The sequence below is a fragment of the Paenibacillus glycinis genome, from assembly GCF_009909185.1.
Taxonomy (GTDB): domain Bacteria; phylum Bacillota; class Bacilli; order Paenibacillales; family Paenibacillaceae; genus Paenibacillus_Z; species Paenibacillus_Z glycinis.
The window spans coordinates 1-17,690 of the sequence record NZ_JAAAMV010000034.1 but is presented as its reverse complement, the minus strand read 5'-3'; the positions used below and the strand labels follow the sequence as shown (position 1 = coordinate 17,690).

The window sequence follows — 17,690 nt, the reverse complement described above, 5'->3', positions numbered from 1 at the left end:
AAACAATACATATCCATTACGATACCATTAAGTGGAAATAAGGACAACGATCAGTTATTTTCTGCAAGCCTCGCTATGAACTGGAACTGAAGTTGAGCTTGGTTAGTTTCTATACTTACGAAAGGCGGTAGTCCCCCTACTCCAACAAGACGCTTGATATTTTGTGCTGACTAGCCATGGTTGTTACGTATCCAACATATCCCACTCTTCACCCAAAACCCACCGGAGTGCAGAGAGCTTGCCGTTAATCATTCCCCATTCAAAGTCATCCCACGGTCCTAGATCATCTAAACCAAAACGCTCTTCGACTTTTCCGGCAGATCTAAGTGCACCTTCCCATATATCACGTTGTATTGGGCGAGTCTCGTGATCCTTGATAGGGAAGATCTCCTTCTCAACAATTTCAACAATACCTTCCTCAATTTTCTCTCTTAACACTTGATGACGATTGTACCAAACCTTGGTAGTAAATTCATCAATAGCTTCAATGATTTCAGTCAATCTTCTCGGTTCTTCAACCCAATTATGCTCGATTACAAGGTCTTCAAATTGTTCAGGTTGAATGTATTGCAGTGCCTCACTCAGACTTGTAAAATAAAGAGAACGCGTAGCCGAAAAACATGCCCTAATATCGGGGTGTGGTAACTTCTTGTTTGCATTTGGATGACTGAAGTCATGTGTGTTATGCGAGATAAATGCAAACTGATTACCAGCCACCGCGTCTACTTCGATCAAATCCGCATATAACTCAATAAGAATTGCATCATCAATACCGTTGCGTTGCCTATGGAAAGGAGCACGTTTATCAATCGCTCGTTGCGCTGCTCGAAGTTTTACTGTATCAAAAATTTCTATTACAGAAGTATTGGCAAATAGTCTTTCGATACGGCTAACCATTTCAATGGCTGCTTCGCCCAAAATAGGAAGACGATGATCAACGTCGTTAAGCTGCGATATCACAACACTTTTTTGCTGTGGGTCACCAAATTTCTCTACTACTTCTTTTACGCGTTTAAGAGTACTTGATATGCTCCGGCTACTCTGTTCCATTACACGATCTTTGTTACGTGCAAATTCGTCTAATATTGTCCGCGGCAGAACTAGCTCTATTTCTCCTTGCTGCACCAATTCTTCAAGAGCAGCCAAAACTGCTAACTGTTGATAATCCTTAGCGAGATCAAGCCAAACGCAAGTATCAATTAATATCTTGAACATTTCACGCCCCCTAGGTTATCATTTCACGCTGCCCTCAATAATACTGATTACATGCTGGGCAAACTCATCTGTTAACCGAATTTTATCAGCCCCAAATTGTAAGGCGCCAAGGGTTCCCCCGCCGATATATGTAATTGCCCGTTTAGTATCGAAGGAAGCCTGAATTGACGAAACCGTATTATCGATATACAACCATGACTGGCTGTATTTCGGATAGAGATTTTTAGCTTTGACTTCCCAAGGCCATCTGCTGTTTTCATCCCAGATGTATGGTTCGCTAACTACTTCGAAATACCCCAAAAGTTTCGTTGTACCAACGCCGTAACATATTAAGATGTCCCCGACTCGGACCGAATTTGGTCTTCTCTTTGAGAAATGCATGACCTCAATACCACTTGATAAAGTCCTCGTTGTCTCAAATGGCTCATTGGTGAAGCCAACCGGCTTAATGAAATAGCGAATGTCTATCTTCGATTCAGCAACCTTATGCTTGATAAAGTTGTTGACCTCTAAGCTGATCTTAGAGTCGGTCGGTATTGCAGCGTTCTGCGAGAAACTGTCGATCTTAACGATGATATTGTGAAGCTCTTCATTCGTTAGTGCATGACTACTCACTTTACTAATATCGATAATAATTTGTTTTAGCGTCGAAGTATCATCAATCTGTACACCCCACTCATGATTATGATTCAAACCGCTATCTGTGAAGTTTGCTGAGGTGATGAACCCCCTGATCGGTTCATTACTTTTGCTGGCAATATAGATTTTACCGTGGAGTTTATTATCAACATGTACTTGATACGCAATTGATCATTTACTACAACTCACGGAAAACGCATAGAGCGAATTTGCCTTTTTGAATAAGTCGGGGTCATTATCCCGCAGAGTTGTAACAAGTATGATGCGTCTTACCCCCGAAGGAGCGATTATCTCGTCAAGAAACACATCAAATGACTCCATGAGATACGGGCTAATGATATAAAACCATCAGCACCTCTTACTAGACCCTTTATTTCATTGAAGTGACTAGAGTTGATATTATTTAGTATCTTCATTGCCAACCTTCTCCTCGTAAGAAATACATCCAATTTTCCGACACCTTAACAATACCTATTTTGACAGAATGGGTCTTTTTTCCTGCTTCAGTGCAGATAAAATAAGAGCTTACCCCGAATTCTCAAGGTAAGCTCTAACTATTTTTGACTCCGAATCCAAAAGTACGAAGTATGCTCTTCTTAGCGAATATCAATGCAGCCTTTACAGCTGCATCTTTCATTTTTCACTTCCTTGGTTTCTCATATCTTTGTTCATTTTCTATTCTTTATTTCCATTCTTTCTTTTAGCGAATTTAGTGCAGAATAATACGATTCAAGAATAACTGGATCAATCACCTGTTGTTCTTCTATTGAAGAAGCAACTTCTAGACCACCAACATCAAGTAAAACCAAGTGTCCTTCAACTTCAGGATTATACAAAACTGGAATTGTCCAACTACCCGTTCTTTGAGCTAAATCAAACCACTGACTTTTTATCATTTGAGCGTTTGAGTAAAGCTTATTATTAAAGACAAGACCTTTTCCTGTAACAGTAGCAAAACCAAATTCCACATCCGATTTATTATCCTCCATTTAAAATACTCCCTTCTTTTTAAATGTTTATATCCTATTTCTTAGTATTGCCAAAACTCTTAAAATAACACTAGTTTAAACGAGTTACATTAAAAATTTGAAACCCAAAATGACCTGCTATTTGCAGGCCTAGTTGTAGTTACACTGTAGTTGTTAATTGCTTGATCTTAACCAGTTTTCAATGATTTCCCGGTGGAACAGTATTCTCCTTCTAATTCTTACGTGTGGTATTTGATTTTCTTTAACCATGGAATATATAGAATCAAGAGATACCCCAAGCAATTCAGATAATTCCCTTACGGTCATAACAATACGCATTACTATTCCCCCTTTTAAGTAATTACCTTCAGCACTTGCACTCCTTACTGTTATAGATTCCTCGCTAATTCACTTCATATTAAAAAAAGTAACCAATTCCCTAAGGAGATTGATTACCGTCACCTAAGGAAAACTCAATACTTTGAGCTTTCCCTCCAACTATGACCTCTAATTACTTTCCGCCGTAAACGGCGGGTAACTCATAAAGTTTCTTAATTAACGGGTATTCCTCGATCACAACTTTTTCAATCAAAGATTCCTCGTTAGAGCCAAAAAACACGTAAAAACTATGACCTACTACTAAGGAAGGCATCTGCTGAAACCTCCATTTGCCGCTTACTGTCTGCAGAATACTAATGAGTAATTCAAGTAGATCTATTCGGGGATTCATTAAATCTAAGATTACAAGACCAGGTCTTTGTTCAATCCTTAAATAAATTGTTTCCGCCCCATCTAGTTTCAATTGATACCCGTTCACAGACCAATTAATATCCATTACCGGCGACAGCAAACTTATTAGTTTATCTTCCTTCGTTATTAACCCGTCTTCAACGTAATCGAAGGTATGGAAATTAAAGTCTTCTGCAGGATAAGCTCGAGCGCCCCATGAGAAAGTAATGCGAAACAGAATGCAGAACTTAGAGATGACACCTGGGCGAATTTGTCGGTTAGATTCTCTTTTTAAGGCAGTAACGAGTGAGCTACCTGACATTAATAATTTCTCAAGATCCTCGCGCTTCATACCGGACGCTTTAAAAAGGGCCATACGTCGATTCCCTGGATTTCGAAATTTAAGCAAATATAACGAAAACAGCAGCGGATTCCCACGCAACTCTTTAATTTCCTGCCATGAAGTTCGTTTGACATACTCCTCTTCCGTCAAAGCACTGGACATAAAATCGGTATAAGATTGAGGGTATTTCATATTAGATCACCAAAATCAAATTACCTTATTTATGTCAATATTTCATTCAACCGCCATAAACGGCGACGAACTCGATATTTAAAAATAAATTAAGCCATTCCCCATTGGCTTTGTTTGATAACCGCCGCCGTTTATGGCGGAGAATCATAGTCCCTTTTAAAGGGATCAATACTGCATGTAAACTAATTCGTTCCACAGGCAGCACCTCCTCTAACAAGTAAATTAATGGGGGAATGTAGCCTAGACGGTTACCTATATTCTTCTTTTGTTAAGGAGTGAGTAGTTCTTTATGGAAAATCAACCTGATACAAACGAAACATTCGATCTGTCCACCATCATGGACGAATTTGCAAAGCAACTAAAGCAACCCGCGGAGAATCAGGAAGAGAAAGTTTTTCCGTGGAATACCCCTTCTACGCAAATTAAGTCCGTAGAATGTTTAACTTCCCAGGAATCTGATCAAAATGTAACTAATATCAGATTCAAGGTGGTGGATTTATTGGACAGCTTGTTTGCGATCGATTTCCATAAGGAACAACCCTCTCCTTACTTAGGCCCCAATGGCATTAACGAATGGATCTTGCGCAATCTATTATGCCAGTTGAAGAATACGAGCATTATTAATTGGCTTAATAACCATTCCAAAATGCATCCTTTTGAACTCCATCAGCGATATCTCATCATTAGGGAATTTATCGCTTATCTCACCAAGCAACTCCAAATTACTTCTGAAATCATCGATAGTCAGGTTCTCTCGAATAAAGAGGTATATCTTGCATTTGCACGTCATGTTAAATTGAGTCAATCAAATGCAAAGATACTCCAATCATTATTCAACCATTTCCAACCCTTCCTGGAACTTACTCTTCCCGTGCATAAAAGGGCTGCCACTCCTCCATTTAACCATCCACTAGTCGAGAAGCATTTGCTCGCTCTTAAAATGAATGGAGGGGCTCAGCAGTCTTACCATAACAGCAAGGCATGCCGGGAATTTCTAACATGGCTTTGCCAATGTTATGTCGAGTTCAACGACTTCAATCCCAATAGCATCCCGCTTCATCTTGTTAAACAGCCTCATTTGCTTGAATATCGTCTTTACTTGAAAAGACGAATTTCTATTGAGCTAAAAGATGATAAAAGCGTCAGTACTGATTTCTATTATGTTCGGTCATTATTTCAATCTCTGCATCGCATGGGACTCATCAAAGATGATGTTGCATTTGATGTCAAAGGATTACCGTTCGAGAACTATCATTATAGGGAGCTTCCTAACAATGAAGAACTACTACGGTTTTTCGATATTGTCCGAACCTATTCTCCAAACCCCTCGGTCCATTTACTGATTTATAGCCTATTATTACATCTCGGGCTTCGTATAGCAGAGGCCGTTAATTTAAGTTGGGAAAGTTTCAACTTTTCCACATGGAGTCTCTCCATTAAAGGAAAGGATGGAAATTATTCCATCATGCCACTTCCCAAACAAATAATAAGCCTCTGCCAATCCTACACACTTGGTACGAATGGCCCTATCGTCGACAAGGCCCCGAAAAGCTACATCAGTGAACTAACTCGTTTTCACCGACTCTATTGTCTTATGGCCGGTTGGAATTATGAACGAGGTGGCTTTCACCTTTTCAGGCATGCCTATATCACCAGGTTGTCAGAACATCCACAATGTACGCCAAAATTACTAATGAAATTGGCTCGACATGTAAAGCCTGCAAGCACCAGTATATACATCCATCGAAGTCGCAAGTCTCTTCAACAGGCCATTGAGCGAATTAAATACAACTTAACGTAATTTAGACTGACAACACAAAAAAGACATACCCAAAGTGAATGTCTCCAAAAAATGCTGTTCTAATTGGCTGATAAGCCATCCCCTGCTTCTCCGAAAATTTATAACGGCGAAGCAAACCAGTATTTCTATAATGTGCTTATAATAGCAATTTACGAATGAATTGTCTACTAATCTTAGGAGGATATCCAATGCCAATCATTGAACGTAATTCACCATTAAGCGGTTTGCGTACGGAGCTACAAAATGTAATTTCTAATTACTCCCCAGAGATGATAGAAAAAGTTTTGCAAGAAATGGGAATGGTTCCTTCCATAATCGAGGAAAAGCAATATAATCCCTCTTTTGAAGAAGCTGCTAACTATTATTTATCATCCTCGAGCTTCCTTGGCCTTAGTACGTCTTCAAAGAAAACATACGTTTCTGAACTCAGCCAATTCAGCCATCATGTCAAATGCACTTTTGAGACGGGGGCTACCCTCAGAGAAGTCACTGAACCTTCTTATTTAGTTAGCTACCTCGATAGATTTTCTCATATACATACTAAATCGAAAAAGAGCGCCTTTCTAAGAACGTTGTTTAAGGTTTCACTTAAACATTTTTATAATGAGAATTTAGATGATTTGAATAAAATCCTTAAACTTAATTGGAGGCGGGACAGCGAAGTGACTATTGATTCTTTACCCAAACCATTAACGCTAGTCCAGTTGTCTGAAGTACTCAGATTGAGCGCTGCAACTAGGAACGGTTTACGTAACCATGCCATTCTAATGACATTCTTAACCTCAGGTATACGACTGAATGAGCTTATACAGCTTCAGATCGGAGATTTAGTTGCCGACGATAAATCGCTGGCGGTAATTCCAAAAGGCAATGAAAAAATCAAAGTAATTCGGACGATCAACTTACTTGGAATTGCGTTAATTCAAAATTATATTAACTTCACATATAGTTCCCAAAAGCTAAAGTTACCCATCGAAGAGTATAGAAAGTTATACATCTTCTCTGCAAGCAACGGTAATCGTCCGTTAGATTCAAGGACAATCGGAACCTTTGTCGCGAATATTTATGACCAGTGTGAGTCAATTCCCAAAATCCGTAATGGCAGGAGAAGACCATACAACGTTCACACTCTCAGGCATTGCTTTGCTGTTTATGGGCTCGAGAAGGGTCTCGACATCTTTACAATCTCCAAGCTGCTCGGTCATAAAGATATCAAATCAACTGCCATCTACTTGGATCTATTTAATAATCAACTTAGTAAAGCGATTGAGCGGCATCCATTCGCCAAAGAAATAGGGGATGAATGATGAAAAATGTACTATCCGGATCGAATTACTTCAAGCAATGGCAAATGCATGCTGATGTCAGAAAAAGAACTTTAAATGAATATTCCTACCTGTTAATTAAGTTCGGGCAGTATCTTGTTGTTGAAAAAGGGTTCACAGGGGAGTTGGATTTTGATAAATTCATCTATTACCCGGAGGATGGCACTTATCTACCCATTAATGAACGTTTCATCAACAACTACTTTAGTTATCTAGAATCAATTGAAACCTCAAGAAGTCGCCTATACATGGCAGTTAGTGCATTAGGAAACTTCTTCGCTTTTCTAAAAGACATGCGGTTTATCAAACATAATCCGATGGCTCATTACAAGAATCCGTATTATAATGCAAAAGTCTCCGACAGGGGAATTTCTATCCAAGACTGCAACAAGCTCTTTAGCGCAGCCAAGTTACTGGATAGGTCTGACCCCTTCTTTCAAAAACATAACGTCTTGTTATTATTAATGTTCACAACCGGTTTACGAAGAAATGAAATTGGAGGATTGACAGCCGAGCAATTGGACTTTGAACGAAATATGATTTACGTAGATCGCGGGCAGAAGACGAAAGCGACTACGGTATACATGCCAAAAGTATTAAGCTTAGCTCTACAGCGTTATCTAGGCCACCCGACATATAAGAAGTGGCAAGACGCTGGAAATTCGAATGTCTTCTTCTCCGCTAACGGAAAAAAGTTTAATCATCTGACGTTGAACGAGATACTAAAAAAGCTCTGCTTAAAAGCTGAGATACCTAGAATAACTTCTCACTGTTTAAGACATACCATGGCTGCGCTGTTGATAAGCCGAAATGTTGATATTTCCATTATTCAAAGGCAATTGCGACACAAGTATGTTGAAACAACATTGCGTTACTTACCTACAGCTACGATTGATGAATTACAACTGTCGGAGTGGTCAACATTCATCGAGTAAAAACAAGGTCCTTACTGTTTAAATTAAAAATGGGTGAATTGGATAAAGCACTTAGCTCTCCTTAATGGGAAGTGCAATCCGACGCTTGTCAGCGAATACGGCTAGCAGGAAATCAGCATACCACGAGACCGACAATGCGAGTTCGAACCCATCGTGGTCAAGAAGCATCAGTCCAACGTAACGGGCATCGAGGATCGAATTGTAGCGCTCTACGCCAAGGGTGTAAGCACATGCGAGATCCAAGACCATCTAGCTAATCTTTACGGCATTGCCGTCTCTCCAACGCTCATCTCGAATGTAACCAATAAGATTGTCCCGCTCATCAACGATGGCGACGGCCGGGTCGAACAGGTCAACGGGAAGCGCGTGGCGTTTAGATTGTCTCAGTTTGTCCAAGCACAGGTTGGAGGCAATCCGATAGACCCAAGATTTGAACGAAGAATCCTGTCTGAACGCGCTCTACCAATCAGCACAATCCTCGAGCGCCCCTCGGCTTATTATTGTTATTTTTCCCCGAGATAGTTTAATAACATCCTCATTCTCAAGATACTTCAACGTTCTGCTGATCACTTCTCGTGCAGTACCCAGTTCTACCGATAGGCTATCATGCGTAATGTGCAAAGTATCCGCTTTACCGGTTTTGTCAGACAATTGAATAAGAAACTCCGCTACTCTTCCGCGAATGGTTTTGAAATAAACACTATCTAATAAAGTAGCCAAGGTTATAATCCGTTTGGCTAATGATTTAAAGATAAATTGTCTAAATTTCGAATAACGATCCACCCAGTCTCTGAAAATATCCGCAGGTATCATTAAGGCAAGACCAGTCGTCTCTACACACGCCGATGCTTCAAACTCAGACATACTCAAAATGCTTGAAGTCATTAACGGACAACATTCTCCGCTATAAACTCGGTACAATGTGATTTCCCTTCCATTGCTACTTGTTTTGTACATTCTAACGGTACCATCCAGAATCATAATGACATATTCTAATAATTGGCCCTCTTTAATTATATAATTGGGCTCCATTTGTATGAGATTGATACCACTCTGGTTCCAATCCTCTTTTTTGATGTCTGCCATGGAGGGGAAAAATGAAAGAATTTGCTTTACATCCTCAGACTGGATCAAATTTTTCAACTCCTTAATTTATTTCGTTAAATGCTAACATAAAAGTTAATTCGATTTCAGTGACAAAAGTCACACAGGCATCAACTAAAACTCATTACTGATAATAGTCATTTACGAATCATACAATTCCTAAACAATTTCCTTATTAATAATCCTTATGGAATGACCATTACATTATGGCTGCATGGCTGAGTTTTTCGCTACATAAATAGGCCCCCATTGCTTCATCAAGCAACAAGGACCTTTTAGATTTAGCATCGTATTTCTTTTTAAAAAGATGATCTATAAAAATTATAATTGAAGGATGAACACCGCAGGTACTTAATGGGCCTGAGTTGTTAGACGTCTTCTGCATAAAAGGATGAATCAGGATAGATTATTGTTATTAACTACCTATTTCACATCAAATTGGGTTCGCATATGTTCTTGATAAATTCATTAATGACAGATACGTGCTTGTGTTTGGATTGAAAGCCAATTAGTACATCGCTACGAATGTTCAAATGTTCAAACAAAGTTCTCCATTTTGGTTCAGTCGTTTCATCCTCCTTTAACATATAAGTCGGAAGAAGACTTACACCTAAACCTTCTCCTACCGCTCCTAAGATTAAATGCATATTAGGTATGACATGGATTGGTGTAATCTGCGGGCTTGTCTTAAAGAATTCCTTCCAATACCATCGAATTATAGGAAGTTCAAGACCATAGCTAATCCATTGTTGCTTCAAAAGCCATTGTTCTTTCTCTTTTAAATTCGCAAATTCCGGGACATCTAAGTCGATCGGAACAACAATAACAAAATGCGCCTCCCTAAGCCGGACATATTCAATACCAGGCGTCAGAAACTTTTTGGTCGTTATAATAATATCTACACGATCTTCGCTCAGAAGTTCCGGTAATTGATCAGCATCGTCAAAGTAATTGATTGTCTTCAAATCCATTCGAGACATGCGAGCCATAATATTATCATTGAATAACTCTGGTGTTGTTCCGATTTTAATCGTCTTCATTTTAGGAGAAAAACGCAATTTTAATTCCATCGTCTTTTCTTCTAGTGATTCAATATGTGGCAATAAAAAAGAAAAAAGCTGCTTGCCGCGTTCGGTAGGAGACAGCTTTCGCGTTGTACGAGTGAATAATAACTCACCAATTTCCGCCTCAAGAGAGGCGAGGTGTTGGCTCATCGTCGGCTGCGTCATCATCCGAGTCTTAGCAGCCACCGAAACCGAATTATGTTTAAAAATAGCAATAAAGCTTCTATACCATTCAAAATCGACCATAACCTAATTCCCTCCAATCTTGATTTCCATCAACCACATATGTAGCAATGTATTTGTAATTCTCAATTGGCGGGTAGTACACAAGAGATTTGACTTGTCCACTAAGTACTCATTAATGATAACCAAGATTTTGTTTTAAGAAATGCGGACTATAAATCCCTTTATATGAAGTGCCGCCATTCATATATGCACAACGTGGATACGTTTTTAAATCTTCCATCCTGCATAAATTAATCATGAAATAAAACTGCAACGCGTTGAAAATACAATCTTGGTCTAACTAGGTTGTGCATAGTTGGTTTTCATGTGATTGCCATTACCGGTAATTAAGCGGAACTGGTCCAAACGGCTGGATTGAGCAGGGTGAAAACCCTACTTTTCAGCATGTGCGGCATCCCCAGTTCACAACTAAGCTGTCATGCGTAAGCAATTGATATAAGAATTAATTCATTATCGGTCCGCGGATAGTCATAGATAAATGATTATAATACGGTTGGCGTATACAGTGACGATGGCGATTTTCATGCGCCTAATCTCTTGTTTCTTAAAAGTATGCTCTGTTGTTTGATGAACTTTCAGTTACGATCCTATCAGAAAAGATAAGTTTTAACCGTAACTTTTGTCACACAACTACGGTTGCTTAGTCAACTATTTGGGATAAACGCAATGTTCTGTTCATTTTGCACCATCCCTAACCTCTGACTGTTAACAAACAGCCACGCCTGAATCAAATTCACTTTATGTGTTATAGCAATTTGAAGAAGCCATGGAATGATCACTTTCGCCCTTCTAAAGCTGTAGTTCCAAAAAACAAAAAGCCGCCATTTTTCATGGTCGGCTCTGATGCATTTTCCATATTGAAGGGCAGCTACACGAATCCCGTACGTAACGAAAACCTCGCCAGCCTACTGGACTGTCGGGGTTTTATGGCTTGAAAAGCGGGTCTATGAAGGTGCCGCAATATTGATCGGCAATCTGGTCGATCGAATAGCCCAGCACCTTGGAATTGTATATGAGGGATTCAGGAAGTATTGCGCTGAGAAGCAGATGCGCGGTGAAAGCAGGCGTCAACGGAATAAGCTCCTTCTTGCGTTGCGCTTCCTCCAGCAGCGAACAATAAATCTTATTTAGTTTGCCATAGCACGGATTATCGAAAAAGTACATATCGTCCTGCTTGCTGGGCTTACTGTTCTTGATTACGTTCAGCCAGATTAATTGCTCGTGGTAGAAAGCAAGCACGTGCCGTACAACGGCAACGAGTCTGTCTTTTACGGGAAGCTCCTTCATTGATTCGAGCAACCGATTGATCTCCTCCACCAAGCCGTCGAATGTCTCAATCATCAAATCCAAGCATAAGTCCGCTTTATTTGCATAACGGCGGTACAAGGTACCTTGTCCGATTTGAATCGATTTGGCAATTTGATGCATGCTGACTTCTTCGACGCCATGTTCGGCGAATAGAGACCGCGCGGCTTGCAAAATAAGTTTGCTTATCTCTTGCGAGTGTTTTTTTTTATCGACCAATCCGCGCCCCCTCCATTTCTTCCACAAAAACAAAACAGCTTGGCTAATATTGACATGCGGACAATTGTCCGATATCATACGGTTGCGGACAATTGTCCGATGCATTTATGCCATTTGTAGTGTACTGCCGGATGATTCACAGGTCAAGACGTCATTCTGAATCCTTATCCAGTGGTGAATCCGCTATCGCAACAAGAATGTTCACAATGACCAGACAGGTAAGAAATATTTTGTATGAGGAGGAGATTAGAAATGACGGATGAAACAAAAAGCGCCACGTCTATCAAGACCATTCTAGTGCCGCTCTTGGCCATCATCGTGGGGATGTTCATGGTTATCCTCGACAGTACGGCGATGACCGTAGCGCTACCCAAACTGCGCGAGGATTTCGGTGGAGCCACCTTATCGCACATCCAATGGACCGTTACCGGTTATGCGCTTGCGCAGGCGGCCGTTATTCCGCTTGCCGGATGGTTGTCTGATCGTTTTGGATCAAAGCATATCTACATAACTTCAATCGTTCTCTTTACCTTGGGATCTGCGCTTTGTGCATTTGCAACAACCGCGGATCAACTAATTCTGTACCGTATTATTCAAGGTCTAGGCGGAGGTATGGTTGCCCCGATTGCAATAGCCTTTACATACCGTCTGAGCCCCCCCGGCAAACAAGGCGCGGTAATGGGGATGATCGGCATTCCGATGCTTCTCGCACCTGCTCTTGGTCCGGTACTTTCCGGTTGGCTGGTCGACTATGCAACTTGGCACTGGATTTTCATCGTTAACATCCCCGTTGGCGCGGTGGCGATTATGCTTGGCTTGCGTACCCTGCCTGCTTTACCTCGTCAATCGGTTCCACAGCTTGACGTGCTTGGCATGCTTCTTGCTCCGCTGGCTTTTGCCGGCCTTGCTTACGGCGTCAGCGAAGGCGGGACGGACTGGGGCTCTGCAAAAACACTGATCGGTCTAATCATCGGCGGCACTGCACTCATTTTCTTTGTTATCGTGGAATTGAACCGCAAGCAGCCGCTACTTGAGCTTCGAGTCTTCAAATCGGCTGATTTCTCCAAAGGGATTCTCGTCCAATGGGTATCCCAGATTGCGCTTTTCGGTACTTTATTCCTGTTCCCTCTCTTCCTGCAGACAGCCAAAGGTTACTCTGCGTTTGATACGGGGTTGATCCTACTTCCGCAGGCATTGGCAACAGCGGTCTTGATGCCAATTGGCGGCAAACTGTTTGATAAAATCGGTGCCCGCCCGCTTGTGATGATTGGTCTTGCCCTCTTATCGGTAGGTGCCTTCCTGCTATCCAATATTTCGTCCGATGCAACGGTAGGCTCGTATATGCTGCCTCTTATTTTGATTGGAGCGGGCATGGGACTTTCGTTTATGCCGCTGAATACGCATGTTATTCAATCCGCTCCTCCTGAACTCGTAAGCCGTGTAACATCGCTGACCAATGCAGCCCAACAAGTCATGTCCTCCTTTGCGGTAGCAGGCGCGGCAACGATTCTGGCAAGACAAACCGAGCACTATATGCTAAAGGAAGGGATTGCGAATCCGGCTGATATTACGCCGGCAATCGCTTCTCATGTGGCGGCATCCTCTTACGGGCATACCTTCCTAGTCCTTACAATTGTTAGCGTGGTTGGTACGTTGATCGGTTTCCTGTTGTCAAAGCCAAAACGCGCATTAGGAGCAGACGCAGAAAAAGCAGAAATGCCAATGATGCCAGGCCATTAATTTAGGCACGCGCAAAAGTCGGCGTTGGAGAATAGCACGTTTGAAAAGGAGGCAGTGTTATGCGAATTGCAGCAGGGATAGAAATGTTGGAGCTACATTGGGGATCTATGACGTTCTGTCCTACCGTTTTATTCGATCATGAGCAGTGGGTGCTGGTTGATACAGGTATGCCTGGTTCCGCCCCGGCTATACTGGAGCTTGTCAAGCATGCAGACATTGGTCAACTTCACTTAAGCGCAATCCTTTTAACCCATAATGATATCGATCACATCGGAAGCTTACCGACCTTTAAAGCGAACCATCCACAGCTTAATATTTATGCCCATGAAGCGGATAAGGCCGTTATTGATGGGAAGCAGCCGATGGTTAAGGTACCGCTGGCGAGACTGGCAGGGCTCCTAGGCGCACTTCCTGAAAAAACACGCATCGAATTCGAAGCGGCTTTCGTTAAGCCTACGAAAGAAAATGTTACTCGTACAATGGCTGACGGAGAGACACTGCCATTCGCAGGCGGAATCAAGGTTATCCATACGCCTGGCCATACGCCGGGGCATGTTTGCCTCTACCATGTGTCAAGCAAGACTCTGATTGCCGGCGATGCTATGGTGATCGAGAACGGGAAACTATTCGGCCCAAGAGAAGCCTTGACTCCTGATATGACAACCGCTCTTCAATCGCTAAAAAAGTTCAAGGCGTACGATATTGAAACGGTCATCTGCTTTCATGGCGGGCAATTACAAGGCTATGTGAACGAACGGATTGCCGCGCTGACGGACGGGATATAGAGGTGAAGAGAAAAACCTGCGTAATAGACAGCTTGAAAATTAAATAGGGCTTATATCCTGCAAAAATGAAAACGCCTCGCTATTCCCATAACAGGATAGCGAGGCAACTTGAGATTTATTATATTCGACGCTAATGTCAAAGCACTTTTCTAACGAGTAAATTAATTTAATCCTAGACTGCAGAGAATCTGTTTGATTAACCCGCCATTGTGCTCTATATAGGCTTCTGTCAGCATGTTATGATGCTGGCCGGTGCCGGCATATGTTCGGTAAATCCCGGTTGTCATGCTTCCCCATGCATTGCTTTTATCCTCCTGCACCTGTACCGGCGCTAGTGGTATTTTATCGCTTTGAATTGAATGAATATCTGCGCGAATCCGGCCTTCGTTAATCAAATTATCGACATAGGTTTTGTATTGTTTGTGTTTATGCTCAATTTGTTCGCGATAGGATGCCATGTATGCATGGACACTGAAATAGTCGTCCCATTCCGCTTTTGACCAAACAGATTCATCCGACTGATGGAAATCCTTTAGTTTCGAATCAATCAAGATTAGTCCGGATACCTCGCGACCATGACTTTCCAGCGCTTTGACCAGTTCAAAGGCAAGGTTGCCGCCAGCCGAGTATCCGGCAATACAAACAGGTCCTTCCGGTTGTATACGCGCGATCATGGAAATATATTGTTCCATCCGGTCCTCTTCCTCAATAAATTCGAAGGCAATGACTCCCGTTACGTCCTTGAGCACCTTTGCCATCTCGGCGTATCCCACCCCATAACCAATTATAGGCGGAAGACAAAACAACTTATTGTGATGTTGTGAATTCCATTCGATCCTTCTTTTGAGGCGAAAAGAGAACATCAGTTGTTTGGCTAGCTGTGCAATGGTCAAATGAGCGAATACGGTGCTTAAAGTGACATCATGGTTCATTCTAAGATGAATTTGTCGAACCATTCTCATTATCAGTAGAGAGTCCCCCCCGAGCTCGAAGAAGTTATCATGTATGCCTACTTGGACCACGCCGAGAATATCTTTCCATATCTCCGTCAACACTTGTTCTGTCTCGTTGCGCGGTGCCGCGTACAAGATCCCGGTTGATACGTCGCCTCCCGGAGCCGGCAGCGCTTTGCGATCCAGCTTGCCATTTGGCGTCAGCGGTAACTCCACCAGTTGCACGAAATGCGCCGGTATCATATAGCCTGGCAGCTTTTGCGCCAGTTCAGCTCGAAACTGGTTTATTTTAAAATCCTCTTCCACAACCAAATAGGCGCATAGCTGGTTTAGTCCTAGCTCATTTTCGATAGCGATGACAGCGGCTTCCTTCACGGATTCCACCTGCAGCAGCCGTGCTTCGATCTCTCCCAACTCAACTCGGTATCCCCGAACCTTCACCTGATAATCGATTCGGCCCAAGTATTCAATATTCCCGTCCGGAAGCCAACGTGCCAGGTCTCCTGTTCGATACACTCGTTTGCCTGGGATAAACGGATTCGGTATGAACTTCTCCGCTGTAAGTTCTGGCCGGTTCAGGTATCCCCGGGCCAAACCAATACCGCCGACTAAGAGTTCTCCGGCTACGCCAATCGGCACTGGACGGCAATACTCATCTACGATATACGCCTGTACCCCGCTGATCGGTTTGCCGATGGTCAATTCCGCTTCCTTGCTCAGACGTAGTGCCGCAGTCGAGACGACGCTATTCTCCGTTGGTCCGTATTCGTTAGCGAGAACTACCTGCGGATATTTCGCCAAGCTCTCTTCCACAAGTCGCCGCGGACTTACCTCGCCAGCCAGTGTAACGTGACGCAGCGAACAAGCGTCTCCTGCTTGCAACTGTTCTATAATCACCTGGTAAAGCGACGGTATGCTGAACAACATCGTTACTTTCTGCTCGGCAATTGCCTGGCAAATAGCGTCCGCATCCTTTGTCTCGGATTCTGGAAGCAAAATAACGCGCGCACCTGACAATAACGGATTAAAGAAGCTTGCCAAAAATCCGTCAAATGCAAACGAGAGCAGCTGCAGGATGACATCATGTTCGTTTAAGCGATACGACGCTCTTCGCCATTGAAGGGAGTTGGCAATCGACCTATGTTCGACCAGTACTCCTTTCGGCAAGCCCGTTGTTCCTGAAGTGTAAATCACATATGCCAGCGTGCCTGACGTTTCCAAAATATCTTTCATCCGCCCGCTGACTGCATTCGCTTCAATTTCGCTCCCATCCATTTTGACAGCATCCTCAATATGCGTTACGGGCAATCCGTAATTCACCTTATAGGCAAGCTTCGCCTGTGTCACGATCCAAATGGCTTCGCTGTCCTCCAGCATGTATCGGATTCGCTCTTCTGGAAGATCAGCGTTGATTGGCAGATACGCTCCGCCAGCTTTCAAAATTCCTAGCAAGCCTACTGCCATCTCGAGCGAGGATTCAACCAAGATAGCGACGACCCGATCTGCCTCTACACCTTGACAGTGCAATACGCGCGCCAGTCGGTCGGCTCGTTCATTCAATTCTCGGTAGGTCAGTTGCTGCTCGCCGAATACGACCGCGATGTTGTCCGGCGTTCGTTCCGCCTGCGCTTCGAACAGCCCGTGGATTGTACTGTCCTGCGGGTAGTCTGCCGTCGTTGCGTTGAAGTCGAACAGGATTTGCTGCCGTTCCGCTTCGCTCAACAGATCCATTTCCCGGATTACCCTATGCGGATCATTCACCGCCGCCTCCAACAATTGCCGGAAATGGGCAGCCATCCGCTGGATCGTCTCCGCCTTGAACAAGGCCGTGCTGTACTCCATGCTGAGGTCGATTGCATTTTCCCTCTCTGCTGCTTGCAGCGTCAGATCGAACTTCGCAGCGTGATGGTCCTGCTCATACGGCGCAATGCGCAGTCCCGGCAGCTCCAGCCCCCCGCGCTCCGTATTCTGCAAGATGAACATCGTGTCAAACAGCGGATGCCGGCTCAGATCGCGCGGCAGCTCCAGCTGCCCCACCAGTTCCTCGAACGGGTACTCTTGATGCTCGAAGGCGAGCAGCGTGCATGCCTTCACTTCCTGCAGGAAGGACGCGAACGTCTTCTCGCC

General features: G+C 43.1%; 15 protein-coding genes and 2 pseudogenes. 6 read left to right on the top strand and 11 right to left on the bottom strand.

Annotated features, from left to right (window positions below; translation table 11 throughout):
* Positions 1 to 183: 183 nt before the first annotated feature.
* From GT019_RS29435 to GT019_RS29410, 6 genes are all read right to left on the bottom strand, one after another.
* Positions 184 to 1,215: a PIN domain-containing protein gene (locus tag GT019_RS29435; RefSeq protein ID WP_161747029.1), complete on the bottom strand. Its 1,032-nt coding sequence runs from the start codon at positions 1,213 to 1,215 to the stop codon at positions 184 to 186.
* Positions 1,216 to 1,233: 18 nt separating this feature from the next.
* The gene (locus tag GT019_RS29430) at positions 1,234 to 1,950 is read right to left on the bottom strand and encodes a hypothetical protein (protein ID WP_328804067.1); all 717 of its coding nucleotides are present in this window, start codon (positions 1,948 to 1,950) and stop codon (positions 1,234 to 1,236) included.
* A gap of 572 nt (positions 1,951 to 2,522) precedes the next feature.
* Positions 2,523 to 2,843 carry a hypothetical protein gene (locus tag GT019_RS29425; RefSeq protein ID WP_161747028.1) on the bottom strand — a complete coding sequence of 107 codons (321 nt, stop codon included), beginning with the start codon at positions 2,841 to 2,843 and terminating at the stop codon, positions 2,523 to 2,525.
* A 153-nt stretch (positions 2,844 to 2,996) separates the two neighbouring features.
* On the bottom strand, positions 2,997 to 3,149 hold the full coding sequence (locus tag GT019_RS29420) for a helix-turn-helix domain-containing protein (protein WP_328804066.1): 153 nt from the start codon (positions 3,147 to 3,149) through the stop codon (positions 2,997 to 2,999).
* Between the two features lie 184 nt (positions 3,150 to 3,333).
* Positions 3,334 to 4,086, bottom strand: a complete 753-nt coding sequence (locus tag GT019_RS29415; RefSeq protein WP_161747026.1) for a response regulator — start codon at positions 4,084 to 4,086, stop codon at positions 3,334 to 3,336.
* 46 nt (positions 4,087 to 4,132) lie between these two features.
* Complete coding sequence (locus GT019_RS29410; RefSeq protein ID WP_161747025.1) at positions 4,133 to 4,282, bottom strand: hypothetical protein; 150 nt, start codon at positions 4,280 to 4,282, stop codon at positions 4,133 to 4,135.
* A gap of 93 nt (positions 4,283 to 4,375) precedes the next feature.
* Between GT019_RS29410 and GT019_RS29405 the strand changes: the two genes are divergently transcribed.
* From GT019_RS29405 to GT019_RS29390, 4 genes and pseudogenes are all read left to right on the top strand, one after another.
* On the top strand, positions 4,376 to 5,887 hold the full coding sequence (locus tag GT019_RS29405) for a tyrosine-type recombinase/integrase (RefSeq protein WP_161747024.1): 1,512 nt from the start codon (positions 4,376 to 4,378) through the stop codon (positions 5,885 to 5,887).
* A 188-nt stretch (positions 5,888 to 6,075) separates the two neighbouring features.
* Positions 6,076 to 7,194, top strand: a complete 1,119-nt coding sequence (locus GT019_RS29400) for a tyrosine-type recombinase/integrase (protein ID WP_161747023.1) — start codon at positions 6,076 to 6,078, stop codon at positions 7,192 to 7,194.
* A complete protein-coding gene (locus GT019_RS29395; RefSeq protein ID WP_161747022.1) occupies positions 7,194 to 8,147 on the top strand; it encodes a tyrosine-type recombinase/integrase in 954 nt (317 codons plus the stop codon). Before GT019_RS29400 ends, GT019_RS29395 begins: the two co-directional genes overlap by 1 nt.
* Before the next feature lie 87 nt (positions 8,148 to 8,234).
* Positions 8,235 to 8,489 (top strand): annotated as a pseudogene (locus tag GT019_RS29390) (transposase); the annotation flags it as partial.
* On the opposite strand, the pseudogene GT019_RS29385 reads toward GT019_RS29390, so the two are convergent.
* The 4 genes and pseudogenes from GT019_RS29385 to GT019_RS29370 form a co-directional block, all read right to left on the bottom strand.
* Positions 8,397 to 8,588 (bottom strand): annotated as a pseudogene (locus GT019_RS29385) (hypothetical protein); the annotation flags it as partial. The pseudogenes GT019_RS29390 and GT019_RS29385 sit on opposite strands and share 93 nt — an antisense overlap.
* Positions 8,589 to 8,606: 18 nt before the next feature.
* A complete protein-coding gene (locus tag GT019_RS29380) occupies positions 8,607 to 9,281 on the bottom strand; it encodes a Crp/Fnr family transcriptional regulator (RefSeq protein WP_161747021.1) in 675 nt (224 codons plus the stop codon).
* Positions 9,282 to 9,679: 398 nt separating this feature from the next.
* Positions 9,680 to 10,561: a LysR family transcriptional regulator gene (locus tag GT019_RS29375; RefSeq protein WP_161747020.1), complete on the bottom strand. Its 882-nt coding sequence runs from the start codon at positions 10,559 to 10,561 to the stop codon at positions 9,680 to 9,682.
* A 924-nt stretch (positions 10,562 to 11,485) separates the two neighbouring features.
* Positions 11,486 to 12,085, bottom strand: coding sequence for a TetR/AcrR family transcriptional regulator (locus tag GT019_RS29370; RefSeq protein WP_161747019.1), 600 nt, complete (start codon positions 12,083 to 12,085; stop codon positions 11,486 to 11,488).
* A 252-nt stretch (positions 12,086 to 12,337) separates the two neighbouring features.
* Here GT019_RS29370 and GT019_RS29365 point away from each other — a divergent pair, with 252 nt between their 5' ends.
* A complete protein-coding gene (locus GT019_RS29365; RefSeq protein WP_161747018.1) occupies positions 12,338 to 13,825 on the top strand; it encodes an MDR family MFS transporter in 1,488 nt (495 codons plus the stop codon).
* Between the two features lie 59 nt (positions 13,826 to 13,884).
* Complete coding sequence (locus tag GT019_RS29360) at positions 13,885 to 14,610, top strand: MBL fold metallo-hydrolase (RefSeq protein WP_161747017.1); 726 nt, start codon at positions 13,885 to 13,887, stop codon at positions 14,608 to 14,610.
* Positions 14,611 to 14,771: 161 nt separating this feature from the next.
* On the opposite strand, the gene GT019_RS29355 is transcribed toward GT019_RS29360, so the two are convergent.
* The coding region (locus GT019_RS29355; protein ID WP_161747016.1) for a non-ribosomal peptide synthetase at positions 14,772 to 17,690 on the bottom strand (2,919 nt) is incomplete at its 5' end.

Bases quoted from the DNA above. Each gene is read 5' to 3' on its own strand.
- GT019_RS29435 (WP_161747029.1), bottom strand. From the start codon at position 1,215: ATGTTCAAGATATTAATTGATACTTGCGTTTGGCTTGATCTCGCTAAG.
- GT019_RS29420 (WP_328804066.1), bottom strand. From the start codon at position 3,149: ATGACCGTAAGGGAATTATCTGAATTGCTTGGGGTATCTCTTGATTCT.
- GT019_RS29405 (WP_161747024.1), top strand. From the start codon at position 4,376: ATGGAAAATCAACCTGATACAAACGAAACATTCGATCTGTCCACCATC.
- GT019_RS29360 (WP_161747017.1), top strand. From the start codon at position 13,885: ATGCGAATTGCAGCAGGGATAGAAATGTTGGAGCTACATTGGGGATCT.
- GT019_RS29375 (WP_161747020.1), bottom strand. From the start codon at position 10,561: ATGGTCGATTTTGAATGGTATAGAAGCTTTATTGCTATTTTTAAACAT.
- GT019_RS29400 (WP_161747023.1), top strand. From the start codon at position 6,076: ATGCCAATCATTGAACGTAATTCACCATTAAGCGGTTTGCGTACGGAG.
- GT019_RS29425 (WP_161747028.1), bottom strand. From the start codon at position 2,843: ATGGAGGATAATAAATCGGATGTGGAATTTGGTTTTGCTACTGTTACA.
- GT019_RS29395 (WP_161747022.1), top strand. From the start codon at position 7,194: ATGAAAAATGTACTATCCGGATCGAATTACTTCAAGCAATGGCAAATG.
- GT019_RS29365 (WP_161747018.1), top strand. From the start codon at position 12,338: ATGACGGATGAAACAAAAAGCGCCACGTCTATCAAGACCATTCTAGTG.
- GT019_RS29415 (WP_161747026.1), bottom strand. From the start codon at position 4,086: ATGAAATACCCTCAATCTTATACCGATTTTATGTCCAGTGCTTTGACG.